The organism is Sulfitobacter noctilucicola, assembly GCF_000622385.1.
Taxonomy (GTDB): domain Bacteria; phylum Pseudomonadota; class Alphaproteobacteria; order Rhodobacterales; family Rhodobacteraceae; genus Sulfitobacter; species Sulfitobacter noctilucicola.
On the sequence record NZ_JASD01000008.1, the window covers coordinates 1,656,200 to 1,674,233 of the forward strand.

Consider the following 18,034-nt stretch of genomic DNA (forward strand, 5'->3'; position numbering starts at 1 on the left):
ATGATGAACGAACAAACCGCCGTAAAGGCACCCCCCAGCCATATCTGCGATCCTGTGTCGTTAGAGATTATCAGAGGGGCCATCGCCGCCGCCCAGTCAGAGATGGAGGCGCTGATTGAACGCACTGCGATCTCGGCCTTTATCCGCGAGAAGAAGGACTTTTACACCGCGCTTTTTGATGGGCACGGCACGATGGCCGTCGGCTCAATGGTTCCAATATTTGGCGATATGACCCGTCCTGTGTTGGAGAAGTTTCCGGCAGAAACCATGCAGCCCGGCGACGTCTATTGGTACAATGATTGCTACGGCTCTTACGGGGCAATTTCGCATTCGAACGATCAGGTTTTGCTGGCACCAGTGTTTCGTGACGGGCGCATCTGCGCGTTTGTGATGAGCTGGGCGCATTTTGCCGACATCGGCGGGCTGCGGCCCGGCTCAATCAGCCCTGATGCGACCGATATTTTCCAGGAAGGTGTGATGATTCCCGTCACCAAGATGATCGAGGCGGGTGAAGTTAATCAAGCTGTGCTCGACATCTTCCACCGCAACTCCCGCTTTCCCGATCAAAGTATCGGTGACATGCGCGCGTTGATGGCCTCGGTCGATCTGGGGACCAAGCGGGTTGGTGAAATCCTTGATCGCTTCGGGCCGGACATGATGGCCGACGCACTGGCCCAGCTGCTAGACCGGACGCGCCGTTTGGTGCGCACAAAACTGGCGGAGACGTTTGACTACGGCACGCATAAATTCACCGATGCCATCGACAGTGATGGCCACGGCAACGGCCCGTTCCGCATGCGTTTTGCCCTGACCCGCGAAAAGGGCACTGATGGGGACGATCACTTTATCTTTGATGCACGAGAGAGCGATGATCAGGCCCCGGGTCCTATCAATTATCTGATGAACAAGGGCGTGCCGGGTATGGCGCTGGGCCTGTTCTATCTGGGGGGTGATCCGTCGCAGGTGTGCAACGCGGGCGGTCCGAATGCATTGGACGAGGTGTTGTTTCGCGAGGGGTCGTTCCTGCAACCGAAATACCCCGCGCCTCTTGGCCTGCGCGGCCTGACGGCGATGCGGATGATTTCCGCGATGTGCGGGTTGCTCAACACCGGCGGCGGCGAAGCGCCCGCTGCGAATTCGGCCTATGTGGTGAACATCATGCGTGGCGAATTCCGCAACAAGGCGGGCGAATTGGAGCCGTACCTTCTGGCTGACGGTATCGGTGTCGGCTACGGCGCGCGGGCGACAGCGGACGGTATTGATGCTGTCTATTTTGTCGCGCAAGAAAACTATCCGGTGGAGTTTCTTGAAGCTGGATATCCTGTCACGATGCGGGGCTACGGCGTGGTGCCTGATTCCGGTGGGGCGGGCAAACATCGTGGGGGCTGTGGCATTGTGCGCGAATACGAGATCCTTGCCGAAACCACCATGTGCGCGATCCGTATCGACAGTGTGCAGAACCCGCCATGGGGCATCGACGGCGGGCGGTCCGGCCGTCACGGCGTTGCGATTGTAAATCCGGGCACACCGGATGAGGTGGTTCTGAACCCGCTGTCAGACGGTAACATGCTGAAAAAAGGCGATATCCTTCGCATCGAGACCGGAGGAGGGGGCGGGCATGGGCATCCATATGACCGTCCCGCAGAACGTGTTCTTGAAGATGTGCTCGACGGTTTTGTCACCGAAGCAGCCGCGCTTGAATTGTACGGCGTGGTCATAAAAAACGATGAACTCGACGTTACCGCAACCAAATCACACCGCGCCGACCGCCCGAAGGTTGGCCGCTTTTACCGTCAGGAGTACGTCGATGCCCTCGTCTGATATGACCTTTGATCCGTCCTATGCCGTGGCTGTCGACATTGGCGGCACCTTCACTGACATCTCTTTGCTTGATCGCACTTCCGGTCAGGTCTGGCGTGCCAAAACACCGTCGACGCCGGTAGATCCATCGCAGGCTTTCATGACGGGTGTGAATGCGGTTTTGGGGGATGCTGGCATTGATGCATCCGTGTTGGATCAGGTGCTGCATGGCACAACTGTTGCCACGAACATGATCCTTGAAAACAAAGGGGCCAAAACAGCGCTGGTGACAACGCGGGGCTTCCGTCACGTGCTGGAAATCGGGCGTCAGGATATTCCGCGTCATGCAAACCTGTTCACGTGGGTCAAGCCGCGCCGTCCGGTTCCCGCATCGCGTATCCATGAAATTGATGAGCGTATCGGCACAGGGGGCGTTGTGATGACGCCGCTGGACGAGGACTGCGTGGCAAAGGTGGCTGAAGCGATCCGCGCGCAAAATGTCGAAGCGGTCGCGGTTTGTCTGGTTCACGCATACGCAAATGCAGATCACGAAAAGCGCGTGACCGAATTGTTGCGGGCCGCTTTGCCTGACGTGGATGTCACCTGTTCCACAGATGTTTTGCCGGTCGTGCGCGAATTCGAACGCAGCCTTGCAACGGTTCTGAACGCGGGCGTCATGCCCGGCGTTTCCACCTATGTGGAGCGGCTGGAAAACCGTCTGTCCGAGGCAAACGTCGCATCACCCCTTTTGTTGATGCAATCAAACGGCGGTGTTGCAGGCACGGCGGCGATCCGCACGGCACCGGCGCTTACTGCGTTGTCCGGCCCCGCTGCCGGTGTTGTGGGCGCCTGTGACGTTGCCGGGGCCTGCGGGATCAAGGATATCATCACTGTCGATATCGGTGGCACCTCTGCTGACATCTGCCTGATACGCGATGGTGTCGTTGGCCTGACGCAATCGGGCAAGGTTGGCGATTGGCCGCTGTCCCTGCCGATGGTCGATATGGTGACAATCGGGGCAGGCGGCGGGTCTATCGCGCAGGTCGCGGATGAAACGCTTGCAGTTGGTCCCCATTCCGCCGGAGCAAGGCCAGGTCCTGCGGCCTATGGTCATGGCGGGACACAGGCGACCGTGACAGATGCGCATGTTGCACTGGGTCATTTGCCTGTCAGTTTGCTGGGCGGAGAGATGTCGCTGGATCAGGAAGCCGCGCTTAAGGTTGTGGATGACAATGTTGCCGGTCCGCTTGGGCTGGAACGCCACGATGCAGCGCGTGGTATTCTTGCGATTATGAATAACAACATGGTGGGCGCGGTTCGGACCGTTTCTGTGGAACGTGGCCATGATCCGCGCGACTTCACACTGGTGCCGTTCGGCGGTGCCGGTCCCTTGCACGGTGTTGCATTGGCAGAACTGCTTGGCATCAATCAGGTCATGGTGCCGCCTGCGCCGGGCTTGCTTTGTGCTGACGGGTTGCTTGCCGCCGATCTTAAAGCGGAATTTACACGTGCTTTGCCGACACCCGGTGCCATTGATCAAAGCGTGGGCGACAGCATTGCCAGCGAGCTGGTCAAAGACGCCACCGCGTGGTTGGAAGAAGAGGGCATTCCGGTGGAGCGCCGTGACATCCAGACCCGCGCATTGCTGCGCTTTCACGGGCAGGGCGGCGAGATTGCCGTTGATTGGGCCGACACACCTGAAGACACCGAAACGCGTTTCAAGCAGGCACACGAAGCCCTTTACGGCTTCATTCTGGACGCTCAGGTTGAACTGGTTACATTGCGCATCGAGGCGGCAGGCCGCACCGAAGCATCGCCGCGCCCCGACCTTGACACCGGTGAAAAGCCAGCGCCGGTCCAATCTCAGATGGTGCATTGGGAGACCGGCGATGTGGACACGCCAATCTATGACCGCGCCACCCTGTGTGCGGGCGTGCGGCTGTCCGGCCCTGCCGTGATCACGCAACTGGATACGACCACGATCATTCCGCCCGGCTGGTCCGCCACCGTGCATCCCTCCGCTGCATTGTTGTTGGAAAAGGAAACAGCATGAGCCAGATCGACGAAATTTTCGACTACATCAAAGAAAACGAAGAAAGCTACGTCGCGCGGGTGATGGAATATGTAAGCCACCCCTCTATTTCCGCCCATAACATCGGGATCAGGGAAGTGGCAGGCATGCTTGTCCATTACCTTAAGGGGCTGGATTTCGACGCCAAGCTGATCGAGACGCCCGGACATCCTTTCGTTCTGGGACACCGTACCGTTGATCCGTCAAAACCAACCGTCCTGCTTTATGGTCACTATGACGTGCAGCCGCCTGATCCGCTTGAGGCTTGGGTCAGTCCTCCGTTTGAACCCGAAGTCCGCGATGGCCGCATCTGGGCGCGCGGCATTGGTGACAATAAGGGGCAGCATTTCGCGCAGCTTCTGGCGATCGAGGCCCATCTGAAGGTCACAGGCACCTTGCCGTGCAACATCATTTTCTGCCTTGAGGGTGAAGAGGAAATCGGCTCCCCACAGATTGCCGACTTTGTGCGCAATCATATGGACGAACTGCAAGCCGACCTTGTCGTGACCTCTGACGGGCCGCTTCATGAAACCGGCCAACCGGTGATTACATTCGGTGTGCGCGGTGTTGCGTCATTTGATCTGGTGGCAAAGGGGGCATCGCGCGATGTGCACTCCGGCAATTTCGGGGGCGTCGTGCCGAACCCGATCTGGACGCTGGTACAGCTGCTGGCAACGATGAAGGACGCTGATGGCAATATCACAGTCGAAGGCATCACAGAACCGGTTATACCTGCCACCAATCTTGAGCTGGACGCCGCATCGCGTCTGCCACTTGATCTGCCGGAGGTGATGAAAGACCTTGGCCTTGAGGCGCTCGACGGCCCGTTGGACCGCCCGTATTGGGACCGTCTGATGTTCCATCCGACACTGACCATCAACGGTTTTCACGGCGGCTACGGCGGTCCGGGCAGCAAGACAGTTCTGCCCAATGAAGCCATCGCGAAATGCGATGTGCGGCTGGTCGAACCCCTGACACCCGATCATGTGTTCGAGCGTATCGAGGCGCATGTCGCCAAGCACGCACCAAATGTCGAGGTGGTCCGCCACAATGGTATGCTGCCTTCCAAAACACCCATGGACACGCCCTTTGCCGCGACGCTGATCAAAGCGGTCGAGCGCGCGCGCGGCGTTGAACCCCTGCTTTATCCGACGGTTGGCGGCAGCCTGCCGGATTACGTCTGGACGAAGATACTGAAGAAGCCGGCTTTTGTTGTGCCCTATGCAAACGCAGACGAGGCCAACCACGCGCCGAACGAAAACCTTGAGGTGGTCCGTTTCATCGACGGTATCCGTACAGGGGCATCCCTGCTGTTCGAACTTGGTCAGTGATGTCGCCTTGGGGATGATACGTGAAAAACGCCGCCTTCTGAATACACCATTTAGAGGCGGCGTATAACCTCAACTCGGACGGAGTTATTGCAGTGCAACCGCGGCGCGGGTGATCAATTTACCTAGTGCCGCAACACGTGCGATGTCACTTCGGCCCTTGCGCGATATGATGCGTAGATCCTGAAATCTTCGCTTTGGCAATTGAATGATTGCCAGATCAGCCTTTCCGGCAAAAGCGTCGACGCCGGATCTTGGCAGAATTGTATATCCAAGACCCTGCGCCACAGGGATCGGAATTTGTCCGATCTGATTTACAAAGGTCCTGACCCGCAAACGGTCAGCGCCTTTGTAGGTGTCTTTAAAGTTCAAAGAAAAAAGATCATCTGCATAGCCGTAAGCATCCGGATGCGCGACAAAGCCAAGCTCATCGAGCATGGGAAGGTGAACTTGTCGTCCGGCGAAGGATCGGGGGACAACCAGACACAGCTCTTCGCGGGTCAAGTCTTGGGCGTCCAGCCTGGGATGGCTTGTCGGCTCTGCGACAATACCAAGGTCAAATGTACCGCTCAGGACCGAGGCAAGAATAGTGGCGTGCGGTGCAGCCGTAACGTTAATAACGAGTTTCGGTGCGCGGTGCATCCGCTCCAGTAGATGTGGATACAGCCACATAGCAATGCTGCCCGAAGATCCGATGCTCACGGTCCCTGCGTCGGGATCATCTGCTTGGATCGCCTCTTGCAATTCCCGTTCTTGCTGACGCCGCGCAACGCCGATGGCCAAAACCGCATCACCGGCAGGGGTCAGCGTGAACGACTTGCCATCCTTTATGATCAGGGGCTTGCCGACCTGAATGGTCAGTTTGTTCAAGTGTTGCGACACGCCGGGTTGCGTCATCCCCAACAACTCAGCCGTGCGCGTGAAGTGTCCGACATCGCACAGTGTCGTGAAGGTGTCCAACCATGTGGCGTTAAGCATGTGTGGTGAATTTATTTATGAAAATCATACCAAATGATAATTTTTTATTCGAGCGCGGTCCAGCTAAATCCTATTCAACACGCATGAAAGGAAACACTATGCTGCCGACGCCCCGCTCGTTCTCTCACATCGGTCTATCTGTCCCGGATCTGGCAAAAGCGATCAGATTCTATAGCGAAGTTCTTGGCTTTTACGTCATAATGGAACCGACGGTCATAATCGAAGACGACAGCGACATCGGTCAGATGTGCATAGATGTTTTTGGCGAAGGGTGGGGGCGCATGCGCATCGCCCATTTGGCAACGGCGGACCGCATCGGGTTTGAATTGTTCGAATTTGAAGGGCACGAGGCACCGCAAGACAATTTGAACTACCGTCAGCACGGCACGTTCCACTTTGCCATTCAAGACCCGAACCTTGAGGATCTATTGGCTAAGATCGTTGCGGCTGGTGGCAAGCAGCGCATGCCGGTGCGGGAATATTTCCCGAACGACAAGCCATATCGCATGGTCTATGTCGAGGACCCTTTTGGTATCGTTTTCGAGCTATATAGCCACAGCTATGAACTGACGTATTCCAATGGCGCATATTCTTGATCCGTCAGCTCATATTTATGAATTGGCAATCGAGGCTGATGCGCCCCGTCGGATACACTGCGGTATCCGACGGTAAGCCCGCGCAATCGCTTTGCTCAGGTCCTTGGCCCCAACCGCTCCATTACGCCCTCTGCCCAACGGTGAGACGCTTCGCCAAAACAATCGTGAAGCGAATCCGCGGCCACGACGCTGCCCAACGCCAACCGCCCCAAAAGGCATAGTCCGCGTGACTGCGCCCCGTCTTTGCCGATAAGTTGACCATTGCCGGCAGTATGTGCAGCAAGGCTATCTGCGATCGGAGACAGTCGTCCTGCTTCCATTAAGCCCACTAGCAGCGGGGGCCGCAAGATCGACAGGTTCGGTGACGGCAGAACAGCATCAATCATAACGTCCGCTTCGATAGAACTCGCATCGTTCTTCAACGTCCAGCCGCCGTTAGTAAGTGCAAAATCAGGGTCGGCAGCGTAGTCCAGATCGACAAGCCCCGCATCAATCAAAGCAGCAAGCTCGCGACTGGATGAGACCGGCGGTCCGTAGGAATACCGCTTGAGCCCCTCGTCAAATGCGACAATCTTTTCTGCGGTTTCAGGCGGGGTCTCGGCAGGGTTATAGCCGCTTCGAAGTTCATCCTGCCATTTTCGCCAGACTTGCCCGACCACGTAGCCGATTGACGGCAGACTTTTGCCCTCTGCCATCGCGATCCCGGCCTGCAAGGTCTCTAATGAACCGCCAGTTTCCTGCGAACCGGGCGAGGACCATTCGGTCTCTAGCCAGTCTGCAACATCGGAGGTGTCCGCATCGCCGCCCACGTCGCGCAAAATCCGGGCTACGACTGGCAAAAGCGCTTCCGTTATAAACTCTTGCGCTCGTTTCGGGGCGGCGGTTGCTGCGTTTTTAATGTTGTCCGAAAAAGCCCATGTCTCTTCGTGCTCCGGTTCAAAGTTCGCATCAATCGCTTCGGTTTCAGGCTTCGGGAAGGGCGGTCTGCCATCCAGCGAAAATGGCAGGATGCACGCTGGTTCATTTCCCGAAGGCAGGTATTTGCCCTGATGAAACTTACCGCCTTGAAGGGTGGTCAGAACACGCAAAACATCAAAAGCCGAAAGAGCCAACCCGCGAATTGCGACAGTGCGGCCCGACCAAGCAGTGGCCTGCGACAGTAGACGTTTCGCCGGATAGGACTGTGCGAGTGTGCCATGCGACGCATCTGCATGTTGCTGCCATTCGGCAAGCTGGTCATCCGGTTCTACATCCGGCTGACCTGGCGATAACAGAACTTCGGCGTACGGCCCGACCCATTCGTCCGCGACGCGCAACATCCAGCCCTCATCCACCTGCTTTAATTCGGACACCTTAGTGGATGAAAGTGTGATCTCCAGTCGCCTTGACGCCTTCAGGTCTGCGTACCTCTCTTCGAGATATCGTCCCAAATCGGCACGCGCTGGAAAGGCATTCGGTCCGGGCGCGTCCTCCAGCCACTCGGCAAAGCTCCCACAACGCGCGAATTTCGGCGGGCGAATTTCGACGTCCCGCATCGGGATGTTGAGTTGACAGACAGCAGGCTCATCAGGGTCAAAATTCGGTCCCGCGCCAAAGGCTGGGAAGGGATCAAAGGCATCGACTTTCAAAGGCGCTGCACCGTCTTCGACGCGCATTGCAAGCGCCTCCAGCGCACCCAACCCGCGCGGCCCCATCCCGATAATCGCTAGACGAGATTGGTTAACCTGTTCGTTCATCTGCTTTCAGCCCTTCAAGCTACCATTTCGAATGTCGCGAGTAACGGTGTAGGCTACGATAGCAGCCGCGATGAATTCGGTGGCATTTCAATGTTCCAATGCAACCGACACCAGCGCGTTCAAGATCTACTCCGATAAAGCTTAACCCGACTGACGTGTCCATGGTTCCGCGCCAAGTGAGTTTACGAAGAATTGATAGACGGACGTGGTCGCGGTGATGAACATGCTGTGTCCGGATTCACCACTGAAACACAGGTTCGAAACCGTCTCGGGCACCAAACCCTGAAGAACCGCATCCTGCTTGAAAATGACTTCCTGCGAAGTGATCTTGAAGCCCAGATCGAAGCATTTGTCGATCACTAACGCTCCTGCGAGAGCATCAACAACGTCACACCTTCCGACGTCGTCTTCGGCAATTGCTGCGCAATACCCTGTCAGGCCATGGAAAGGATCAAACGACAGACACTCACAGCGCGTCGCTTGCATCACCGCGGAGGTTCAGATGGTGGAGCAGCAATGTGCGAACCGCTTCTAGTGGAACATTCAACCAAGAAGCGACAGAATGACGGGCAATGTCACCGCAGAGAACGCGGTTCCGTACAACACCGTTCGTGCAGACAAGGGCACACTGATGCCGGCAGCGCGGGCCATGATATAGACATTGGCGGCGGGGGGCAGGGCACCCATGATAATCGCCGTGGCCACCCAAATCGGATCGAACCCAGAGACGACGATAAAGGCAATCGCAACAGCCAACGGGTGCCCGACAAGCTTTACCGTTAGACATGCCGCGAGACGTGGCTCGACTTTGCCGCCACGGTTGCGCGCCAGCGTCAGGCCGAGAGAGAACAGGGCGGTGGGCGCTGCGGCATTCTGAAAACCTGTCAGGGGCACGTCGATACTGTCTGGCAGGGTCAGGCCGCTTTGCGCGAACAGCAACCCTGCGATGGTCGCAATGATAAAGGGATGGGTAAGAACCTTGCGCAATGGATCAACCAGACGTGACCAGCCCTGTGAGTTGCCCCCGATCATCAGCGGCCAAATCGTAAAGATCAACAAAACATCTGCACAGAAAACAAAAGCCGCGGGGGCGCCAGCCGTCGGGCCAAGCACCGCAACCGTCAGGGCGGGACCCATGTATCCGATATTGGAATAACTTGCGGCAAGCCCGAAAACCGCAGGGTGGTCGCCCGCCGGATTCTTGCGCCCGATCAACCATCCGCTCAGGAACATCAAGCCAGTGACCATCGTGGTTATCGCGAGAAACCCGATGAGTTCGGAAGCACCGGGTGGCACGATGCGTACCGATTGGAAAAGCAAAGCGGGCAGCGCAACATAAAAGGTAAAGGCATCGAGCCAACGCTGTTGTTCTGCACCATGGCGGAGCAGGAGTTGCGCTGCAACGCCGGCAAGTATGTATAGAAAAAACGGGGCAATAAGCCCCAGTCCGACCATCATAGCAACGTTTCCTGTGCATTCGGGTGGGCCGTTGAAATGCGTGGAACGGCTCTATCGTGTCCGCTGTCCATCGCGTAACCGTTCCAAAGTTTCAAGCGGCTGGCATTCAGAACTGCAACTTGGGCGACAAAAATGCCGAGGTGAAATAGCCTTTGAGTGTCTCCATTGCGAGACTGCGCGCCGCGCCGCGGTTGAATGCGAGCCCTACATCCATCGTCGGAATTTCAACATCGGTGGGGACCGTTTCGATCCGACGTCCTTCCAGCGACCAAGGGCGGTACACCATATCCGACAGGATGGTTACGCCCTGACCATTCCCAACAAGCGAGCGGACCGCTTCAACGGAGGATGTGCGCAGCTTCACATTGGGATTCTGATTGTGGCTGTTCCAATATTTCATACTGGAATGGGCCGCCTCGTCGACCGTGAGCATCACGTAAGGTTCCTGTGCAATACGGCTGAGGGGAACGTCACCTTCGTGGCAGAATTCATGGCCTGCCGGCACCCATAGCCGGCGTGGCGACTTGAGAAGTGTCAGGGTTTCAATGCCATCGCGCTGGATATTTGAGGTCAGCGCCAGCGCCATGTCTATCTGGCACCTGAGCAGCTGCTCTTCGATGCTCTGACGGTTCAGTTCAACAATCTGGATGTCGAGACGCGGATAAAGCTGGCTAAGCCGCCCCAAATGATAGGGCAAGAAGTAACCGATGACCGTATAGGACGCGGCAACAGTGAGCGTTCCGGTAACCTCGTTGCTGCCGCGATCAAATTCATGGGCGGCATCGATTCGCTCCAGAATATCTCTGGCCGCATGCAGGAATTGCCGCCCGTCCTTGGTCAGATCCATCCCCTGCGCGCGCCGTTGAAAAAGCGAAACGCCTAAAATTGCCTCAAGTTCGCGCACAGAACTGGTGACAGATGACTGCGAAATTGAGAGAAGTTTTGCTGCGCGGCTCACTTGCCCGGTTTCGGCAGTGGCGACAAAGTACTTCAAGTGCTTGAAATTCATGACTTCTCTACTTTTTTCTAACGGCGCTCCCTAATGATATCTGAAAAAATGATAATGCGTCAGCGAAAAAAAGAAATTCCAATTACGCGAATTCTGAACATCAATGTGAGGGCATAAACGAGAGGGCGACGGCGTGAAGCAAGTAGTAGATCTGAACTGCGATATGGGCGAGGGATTTGGTCAATGGGTCCTTGGTGACGCGCCGGATGACCAGATCATGAAGATCATCAGTTCCGCTAACATTGCGGCTGGATTTCACGCTGGTGACGCGAACTCAATGAACCGCGTGGTGAAGTTGGCACAGGCACATGGCGTCGGTGTCGGTGCGCATCCGGGCTATGCCGATTTGCAAGGTTTCGGGCGCCGTTACATCAACACTGATTCCGCCGAATTGATTAATGACATTCTTTATCAGATCGGTGCGATCCGCGAATTCGGGCGGCGCTACGGTGCACCGTTGCAGCACGTTAAACTTCACGGCGCGCTGTATATGGAAGCCGCGACAAACGATGACCTTTCAGAAATGCTGGTGGATACCTTGCAGGTCACAAGCCCTGATGCCCTGCTGTTTTGCATGGGCATTTCCAAAACCTACGCCGCCGCAAAGCGGGCAGGGCATCCGGTCATTCGCGAATTCTATGCCGACCGCGATTACGATAATTCCGGCTCTATCGTGTTCACACGTCAGGTCGGTCGGCCTGATCCGGCCAAGATCGCAGAAAAATGCGTAAAAGCATGCCAAACCGGCAAAGTCACAACGGTAGAAGGCGATGAGATGGACATCGAGTTTGAATCGATTTGCTTCCACTCGGACACGCCCGGTGCTCTTAGCATGGGACAGGCGATCAGATCGGGCTTGTCGGACGCAGGCATACGCATCGCGACAGCTGCCGAAGTTGCAAAAACACTCTCGTAAAGAAATCAGACAAGGAGACTACTATGGCGCAGGTCATGTCCCCCGTTCCGGGCACTTTCTACACTCAGGCTTCTCCCGAAGAACCGACATACAAATCCAAAGGTGACAGCGTTGCCGTAGGCGACACCATCGGTTTGGTGGAGGTGATGAAGACATTCATCGAAATCAAGGCAGAGACAGCCGGTACGTTCGACAGCTATCTTGTGGAAAATGGTGCCGCCGTCACGGCCGGTGAAGCGCTTGCGCAGCTGGAGGAATAAGAATGCCAATCCAGCGCATGTTCATTGCCAACCGTGGCGAGATCGCGGTGCGGATTATTCACGCGGCGCAGGCGATGGGTGTTCACACGATCCAAGCCTATTCAGAAGCGGACGCGGATATGCTGGCGGTGCGTTTGGCTGATGAGTCCGTATGCATCGGGCCTGCGCAAGCGGCGCAATCCTATCTGAACGTCGATGCCGTCGTAGCGGCAGCAAAGGCTGCCAAAGCAGATGCTGTGCATCCGGGCTATGGATTTCTGGCCGAAAACGCCGGCTTTGTCCGGGCGCTGACTGCTGCTGGTATCACCTTTGTCGGGCCTTCCGCCGATACAATTGACAGGATGGGCGATAAAGTTGCCGCGCGACAGGCGGCGCAGTCCGCAGGTGTGCCTGTGGTTCCGGGGTCGAAAGGGCGCTTGGAGACAACCGACGAAGCCGTGAAAGTGGCATCAGAGGTTGGATACCCCGTGATGATCAAGGCTGCAGCTGGCGGCGGCGGCAAGGGTATTCGCATCGCGCAAAACGAAGACGAATTGCGCAAGATGGCCCCGCAAGCGCAGGCCGAGGCCGCCGCTTCTTTCGGGGATGGCGGGCTATATTTGGAACGTGCAATTCAGTCCCCACGCCACATCGAAGTGCAGATCATGGGCGACGGCAAGGACGCGGTGCACTACTTTGAGCGCGAATGTTCGATGCAGCGCCGCCGTCAGAAGGTCTGGGAGGAGGCGGGTGCCGCCTGTCTGGATGAGGAAACGCGCAAACATCTGTGCGACACTGCTGTGTCGCTGGCCAAAGCGGTCAACTATGTGGGTGCCGGCACTCTCGAATACCTCTATGACGGCGTTACCAAAGAGTTTTTCTTTATCGAGATGAACACACGGATTCAGGTGGAACACCCTGTGACCGAAATGTTGACCGGCACAGATCTTGTCCAAGAGATGATACATGTTTGCGGTGGTGGAAAGCTCCGCCAACAGCAGTCGGACATCACCCGCTCTGGTCATGCGATCGAGGTCCGGCTGAATGCCGAAGATCCGCTGATGCAATTCATGCCGTTTCCGGGACAGGTCACAGGTCTGACAGTGCCTGAGGGCAAGGGTATCCGCTTTGATCACTTTTTATACGAAGGCTATCAAATTCCACCGTTTTACGACTCACTTTTGGGCAAGTTGATCGTCCATGCACCCGACCGTGCTGCGGCCATTGACTTGATGGTGACCGCGCTCGAAGGGCTTGAAATCGAAGGTGTCAAAACAACCAAGCCGCTGCATTTGGCGCTCGCAAATGATGCTGCGGTCCGGGCGGACGACTTTCATACTCAATGGCTTGAGCCGTGGCTGGCTGCGGGCAACCTGACTTCAACGCGCTAATCATTGGAGGGATACCATGAAGACACGTTATACCTATGGCGGCGATGAACATATCTATGTCGAGATGGACGATGAAATGTCACTCGATGCGTTTTTCAAATCGCTTTCGATGAGCAACGCTGTGCGCGATGCAAAAATTGAGGGGGTCACCGAAATTTGCCCTGCGAACGCTTCGTTTCAGGTGCGGTTTGATCCTGATGTGATCGCGCCGGACGACATGATGGCAAAGGTCAAAGAGCTGGAGCATCGTGCCGAAGACGCAGAGAAACGTCTGAAAACCCGCATCATCGAGATACCGGTCTACTATCAGGATCCTTGGACCCATGAGACGCTGATGCGTTTCCGCGAACGCCATCAGGACCCGTCCGGTAGCGATCTGGACTACGCCGCACGGATCAACGGTTTCGACAGTGTCGACGCCTTTATCGAGGCGCATCATGCACAGCCGTGGTTCGTATCCATGGTTGGTTTCGTCGCGGGGCTCCCGTTCTTGTACCAGTTGGTCGACCGGGAAAAGCAGCTGCAGGTACCGAAATATCTGCGGCCCCGAACGGATACACCAAAACAGACCGTTGGCTATGGAGGCTGCTTTTCTTGCGTTTATTCAGTGCGGGGCGCGGGCGGATATCAGATGTTTGGTGTCACCCCGATGCCTATTTTCGATCCTGAGCAAAAACAAAGCTACCTCAAGGATTTCATGGTGTTCTTCAAACCCGGAGACATCGTTAAGTGGAAGCCGATTGACCGCGACGAATACGACCGCATTCTGGCCGAGGTCGAAGCGGACACATATGTGCCGCGCATCGCCGAAGTGGATTTCGATCTTGATGCCTTTAACGCGGACATGGCTGGCACCAACGCCAAACTGATGGAGGCCCTCAATGTCGCTTAAAATTATTCAGCCCGGACTGTCGACCTCTATTCAGGATTTGGGCCGCCCCGGTTACTTTCATCTGGGCATCCCAATTGGCGGCGCGATGGACCGGTTTGCATTGCGTGTTGCCAATATGCTGGTCGGAAACCCCGAAGGCGCTGCAGGTTTCGAAGTTGTCTTTATGGGGCCGACAATCGAGTTCCAGAAAGACGCCTTGATCTCAGTCACAGGCGCAAACCTTCCACCAAAGATCGACGGCACTCCCTGCGAGACATGGACGGCAATCGAGGTAAAGGCGGGCCAAACGCTTAGCTTTGATTTTCTGAAATCCGGCGCGCGCGCCTATATCGCGATCAGTGGGGGCATCGATACGCCACCGGCACTTGGCAGTCGTTCTACTTATCCGATTGGCGCGCTGGGAGGCATTGAAGGCCGCAATATCCAAGAAGGAGACATCATTCCCTTGGGCGAGGCCGATATGATCGAACCCGGGCTGAGCGTTCCTGAAAAGCTGCGCCGTTTGCCCGGTAATCCGGCAGAACTTCGCGTGTTGCCGGGATTATACTGGCACCGTCTGACACCGGCATCACAGAAACAGTTCTTTGCGGATGACTGGGCCGTCGCATTGGAAGCGGACCGGATGGGGTACCGTTTCAAGGGAGGCAATCCGCTCGAGTTTGTAGACCGCGAACAGCCTTTCGGTGCTGGCGCCGACCCTTCCAACATCGTCGATGGTTGCTATTCCTACGGTTCCATTCAGGTGCCAGGCGGGCTGGAACCGATTGTGCTGCACCGCGACGCGGTATCTGGCGGTGGCTATTTCACCTTGGGTGCGATCATTTCCGCTGACATGGATTTGATCGGACAGTTGCAGCCGCACACGCCGGTCAAATTCGTGCAGGTCAACATGGACCAAGCGATAAAAGCCCGCGCAGAGCGGAAGAAGATGCTTGCACAGGTACGTGAGCATCTAGGTTAAGCGTGTCCATGAGGCCGGTGACTGCCTGATGGCGCTCACCGGTCTGCCATAGAGGGTCTAAGCCGGTTTGACCGGTGATGCGCTGGAATAACGTGATCGACACACATTCGCGTCTGAAAGAATACCGAATGTAGCCGGCGGCAAGGTGACATTTACGTCTGGTCTTTGCAGAGGTAAAAACAGCGAGGCCAATTGTGCGGCCCAGTAAGGGAGGACGTTCCCACCAATGGCCGGTACTCTTCATGATCGACATAAACTTGCCTCGCCTCCGCGGGTAAAACGGCGCAAACTCAGGGTGCGCGGCACCGATGTAACCCTGCTCGAAGAGGTGCGGCAGCTGGCCATCGCCGATCTGGGTTATGACATCGAATTTGAATCGCTTGATTTTCTAAGCTGTCAACGCCGCGCGGCGATGGACCCGCTTACATACGATATCTACGAACAGTGTTTTCATAACCTCGATATCGTTTGGTATTGGGGCGCTTTGCAGCCAATCGACACTGCTTTGATAAAGCAATGGGACAACGTGGGTAATCTGGCCAAGGTCGGTGGTATCAGCAAATATACATGGCACGGCCACGGTGACGCGCCTGTGCGCAAGCTATACGTTCAGCCGGATGGCACGCTGGGCCAGCAGCAAATGCCACAGATCAGCATGCTGCCGACCACGCATAACGTAGACAGCTTTGGATTTGATCGCCGTCTGTTTGGTGATGAGGGGCCGGAAGGATCAAGCTGGGCTTGGTTGCTTGACCGACGTGCGCGCGGCCGCATTGCTTTGGTGGATGAACCCGCAATCGGGATATTTGATGTAGCACTTGCGGCAGAGGCCAACGGCGATCTGACCTTCAAAGACATCGGGAATATGACTGTCGACGAAATCGACAGCCTGATGGCATTGCTTGAAACACTGCGCCAACAGGGGTTCTTTGTTGGCAGTTGGGTCGATGCCGACCAAGCCGAAAAGCTGGTTTTGGAAGACCGTGTGTCGGTCCAGAGCATGTGGGCACCCTCTTATGGTAACCTGGGACCAATGGAGGGAACGTTTTGCGAAAGTGTCCCTCGGGAGGGCTACCGTGCATGGCACGGCGGAGCGTCGCTGGCCCGCCACCTGAGCGGCTCCAAGCTTGAGATGGCCTATGAGTACCTTAACTGGTGGTTGACCGGGCCGGCTGGGGCAGTGATGGCGCGCCAAGGTCACTATATGACAAATCCAGAGGGCGTGCGGGAATACCTGAGCCCCGAAGAATGGGGCTATTGGTATGACGGCGACATTGCGCCTTGTGACCTTAAGGGACCAACAGGAAAAACTGTTGTCCGTGCCGGTCAGCGTAGGCCCGGCGGGGCCTACAACGAGCGTGTCAGCCGGATCGCCCTGTGGAATACGACGATGGACGAATATAACTACGCTGCCCGTGCATGGAACCGGTTCATTGCAACATTGGGTGCAGGCGTATCATGAGCAAATCGCCAAAAATATCCGGGCAAGAGCCGCTCTATGAAACCATCAGCCGGGTGTTGCGCCACAATATCAAGTCGGGACGCCTTCCAGAGGGGTTGGTCCTCATTGAGGGGCCGATCGCAAAGCTGATGCAGACAAGCCGCGCACCGGTACAGACGTCTCTTCGAATGCTGAATTCCGAGGGACTCATTCACCGGTTTCGCGGGCGTGGGTACCTTGTTGGCACCAAAGTGCAGGGACTCACACCGATACGGCGTGGCCTTGACGAGTTCAACTTCGAAATCCCCTCGGACTCTCGTGAGGCGCTGACGGTGCGCGGAACGTGGTTGCGGGTTTATGACCGGGTTGAGGGCGAGATTGCCTCATGCCAGATTTTCGGTGAGTTTCGCGTGATTGAAACTGAATTGGCCGATCACTTAGGGGTCAGCCGCACGGTCGCGCGCGATGTATTAAGTCGTCTGAACGAACGTGGTCTCTTGCGCAAAGGCGCGACATCGCACTGGTTGGCCGGACCGATGACTGCACGCACATTACGTGAAAAATACGAATTGCGCAGCATCATGGAGACTGCCGCATTGCGTCAGGCAGCCGATTATATTGATCCCGTGCAAATCGCACGTGTTCGGGACCGCATCGAAGCAGGTGAAAGCAAAGGCGCGTCAGAGCTGGAGGAGGCGCTGATGACGCACTGCCTTTCCCGTGCGCCGAACGCTGCATTGGTGGAACTGATTGCCAATAACAGATTGCTGCTGTCGGCGATGGATGATGCGCTGAACAACCTCGGTTTGCCTGTCGATACCGTTGCGCTTGACCAATACAAAACGCTTTTTGATCTCATCGGATCGCGTCAGATTGATGCTTCAATCGAGTATCTGAAAGAGCATCTGCGCATCCTCGCGTACAAGAGTCTGGCACGTCTCAAAATCGTTGCGCTGGTTCCAGAGAGCGAGTCGATCCCAAGATATCTCGTGCCTGTCTAAAAAATGACTCGAGCATCCAATAATCATTTTGAATAATTGAAATTTCTTAAAATATCGCCAGATATACACGTAATAGTAGATATTTTTCGCAAAAAATTCATAAAGATGACTATTGCCACAGCCATTAAACAGTCTTTTCATACGTTATACATTTTATGAGAGGGCATCGCACACAGCGTTTTGTGCGGGTCGCAGGACCGGACCTTGCCTTTCTTTT

The 18,034-nt window shown here is 56.1% G+C and carries 15 protein-coding genes and 1 pseudogene; 12 read left to right on the forward strand and 4 right to left on the reverse strand.

The features are described from left to right. Positions 1–3: 3 nt before the first annotated feature. From Z946_RS0111800 to Z946_RS0111810, 3 genes are read left to right on the forward strand one after another with little or no spacing between them, the layout of a single operon-like run. Entirely contained in the window at positions 4–1,821 is a 1,818-nt protein-coding gene (locus Z946_RS0111800; RefSeq protein WP_241461329.1) for a hydantoinase B/oxoprolinase family protein, read from the forward strand. Continuing rightward, complete coding sequence (locus Z946_RS0111805; protein WP_025055941.1) at positions 1,808–3,853, forward strand: hydantoinase/oxoprolinase family protein; 2,046 nt, start codon at positions 1,808–1,810, stop codon at positions 3,851–3,853. The genes Z946_RS0111800 and Z946_RS0111805 overlap by 14 nt, the downstream gene beginning before the upstream one ends. Beyond that, a complete protein-coding gene (locus tag Z946_RS0111810) occupies positions 3,850–5,202 on the forward strand; it encodes a M20/M25/M40 family metallo-hydrolase (RefSeq protein ID WP_037969187.1) in 1,353 nt (450 codons plus the stop codon). The genes Z946_RS0111805 and Z946_RS0111810 overlap by 4 nt, the downstream gene beginning before the upstream one ends. Before the next feature lie 84 nt (positions 5,203–5,286). Here the strand turns inward: Z946_RS0111810 and Z946_RS0111815 are convergent, their stop codons facing one another. Beyond that, entirely contained in the window at positions 5,287–6,177 is an 891-nt protein-coding gene (locus tag Z946_RS0111815) for a LysR family transcriptional regulator (RefSeq protein WP_025055943.1), read from the reverse strand. A gap of 98 nt (positions 6,178–6,275) precedes the next feature. Between Z946_RS0111815 and Z946_RS0111820 the strand changes: the two genes are divergently transcribed. Next, positions 6,276–6,773 carry a lactoylglutathione lyase family protein gene (locus Z946_RS0111820; RefSeq protein ID WP_025055944.1) on the forward strand — a complete coding sequence of 166 codons (498 nt, stop codon included), beginning with the start codon at positions 6,276–6,278 and terminating at the stop codon, positions 6,771–6,773. Positions 6,774–6,868: 95 nt separating this feature from the next. Here Z946_RS0111820 and Z946_RS0111825 read toward each other — a convergent pair whose 3' ends face one another. Further along, positions 6,869–8,509 carry an FAD/NAD(P)-binding protein gene (locus Z946_RS0111825; RefSeq protein ID WP_025055945.1) on the reverse strand — a complete coding sequence of 547 codons (1,641 nt, stop codon included), beginning with the start codon at positions 8,507–8,509 and terminating at the stop codon, positions 6,869–6,871. A 246-nt stretch (positions 8,510–8,755) separates the two neighbouring features. Here Z946_RS0111825 and Z946_RS21825 point away from each other — a divergent pair. Beyond that, a pseudogene (locus Z946_RS21825) lies at positions 8,756–9,001 on the forward strand (IS3 family transposase); the annotation flags it as partial. Between the two features lie 51 nt (positions 9,002–9,052). On the opposite strand, the gene Z946_RS0111835 reads toward Z946_RS21825, so the two are convergent. Continuing rightward, positions 9,053–9,967 carry an AEC family transporter gene (locus Z946_RS0111835; RefSeq protein ID WP_025055947.1) on the reverse strand — a complete coding sequence of 305 codons (915 nt, stop codon included), beginning with the start codon at positions 9,965–9,967 and terminating at the stop codon, positions 9,053–9,055. Positions 9,968–10,073: 106 nt separating this feature from the next. Continuing rightward, a complete protein-coding gene (locus Z946_RS0111840) occupies positions 10,074–10,976 on the reverse strand; it encodes a LysR family transcriptional regulator (RefSeq protein ID WP_025055948.1) in 903 nt (300 codons plus the stop codon). Positions 10,977–11,109: 133 nt separating this feature from the next. Here Z946_RS0111840 and Z946_RS0111845 point away from each other — a divergent pair, with 133 nt between their 5' ends. The 7 genes from Z946_RS0111845 (at position 11,110) to Z946_RS0111875 (ending at position 17,817) form a co-directional block, all read left to right on the forward strand. Further along, positions 11,110–11,892, forward strand: coding sequence for a 5-oxoprolinase subunit PxpA (locus Z946_RS0111845; RefSeq protein WP_025055949.1), 783 nt, complete (start codon positions 11,110–11,112; stop codon positions 11,890–11,892). Between the two features lie 23 nt (positions 11,893–11,915). Further along, positions 11,916–12,152: an acetyl-CoA carboxylase gene (locus Z946_RS0111850; protein ID WP_025055950.1), complete on the forward strand. Its 237-nt coding sequence runs from the start codon at positions 11,916–11,918 to the stop codon at positions 12,150–12,152. Positions 12,153–12,154: 2 nt separating this feature from the next. Beyond that, positions 12,155–13,522 (forward strand): acetyl-CoA carboxylase biotin carboxylase subunit, encoded by a 1,368-nt coding sequence (locus Z946_RS0111855; protein ID WP_025055951.1) that lies wholly within the window; start codon positions 12,155–12,157, stop codon positions 13,520–13,522. Positions 13,523–13,538: 16 nt separating this feature from the next. After that, positions 13,539–14,414, forward strand: coding sequence for a 5-oxoprolinase subunit B family protein (locus Z946_RS0111860; protein ID WP_025055952.1), 876 nt, complete (start codon positions 13,539–13,541; stop codon positions 14,412–14,414). Next, positions 14,404–15,375, forward strand: a complete 972-nt coding sequence (locus tag Z946_RS0111865; protein WP_025055953.1) for a 5-oxoprolinase subunit C family protein — start codon at positions 14,404–14,406, stop codon at positions 15,373–15,375. The genes Z946_RS0111860 and Z946_RS0111865 overlap by 11 nt, the downstream gene beginning before the upstream one ends. 226 nt (positions 15,376–15,601) lie before the next feature. Continuing rightward, on the forward strand, positions 15,602–16,837 hold the full coding sequence (locus Z946_RS0111870) for an ABC transporter substrate-binding protein (RefSeq protein ID WP_025055954.1): 1,236 nt from the start codon (positions 15,602–15,604) through the stop codon (positions 16,835–16,837). After that, positions 16,834–17,817, forward strand: coding sequence for a GntR family transcriptional regulator (locus Z946_RS0111875; RefSeq protein ID WP_025055955.1), 984 nt, complete (start codon positions 16,834–16,836; stop codon positions 17,815–17,817). The genes Z946_RS0111870 and Z946_RS0111875 overlap by 4 nt, the downstream gene beginning before the upstream one ends. Positions 17,818–18,034 lie beyond the last annotated feature (217 nt).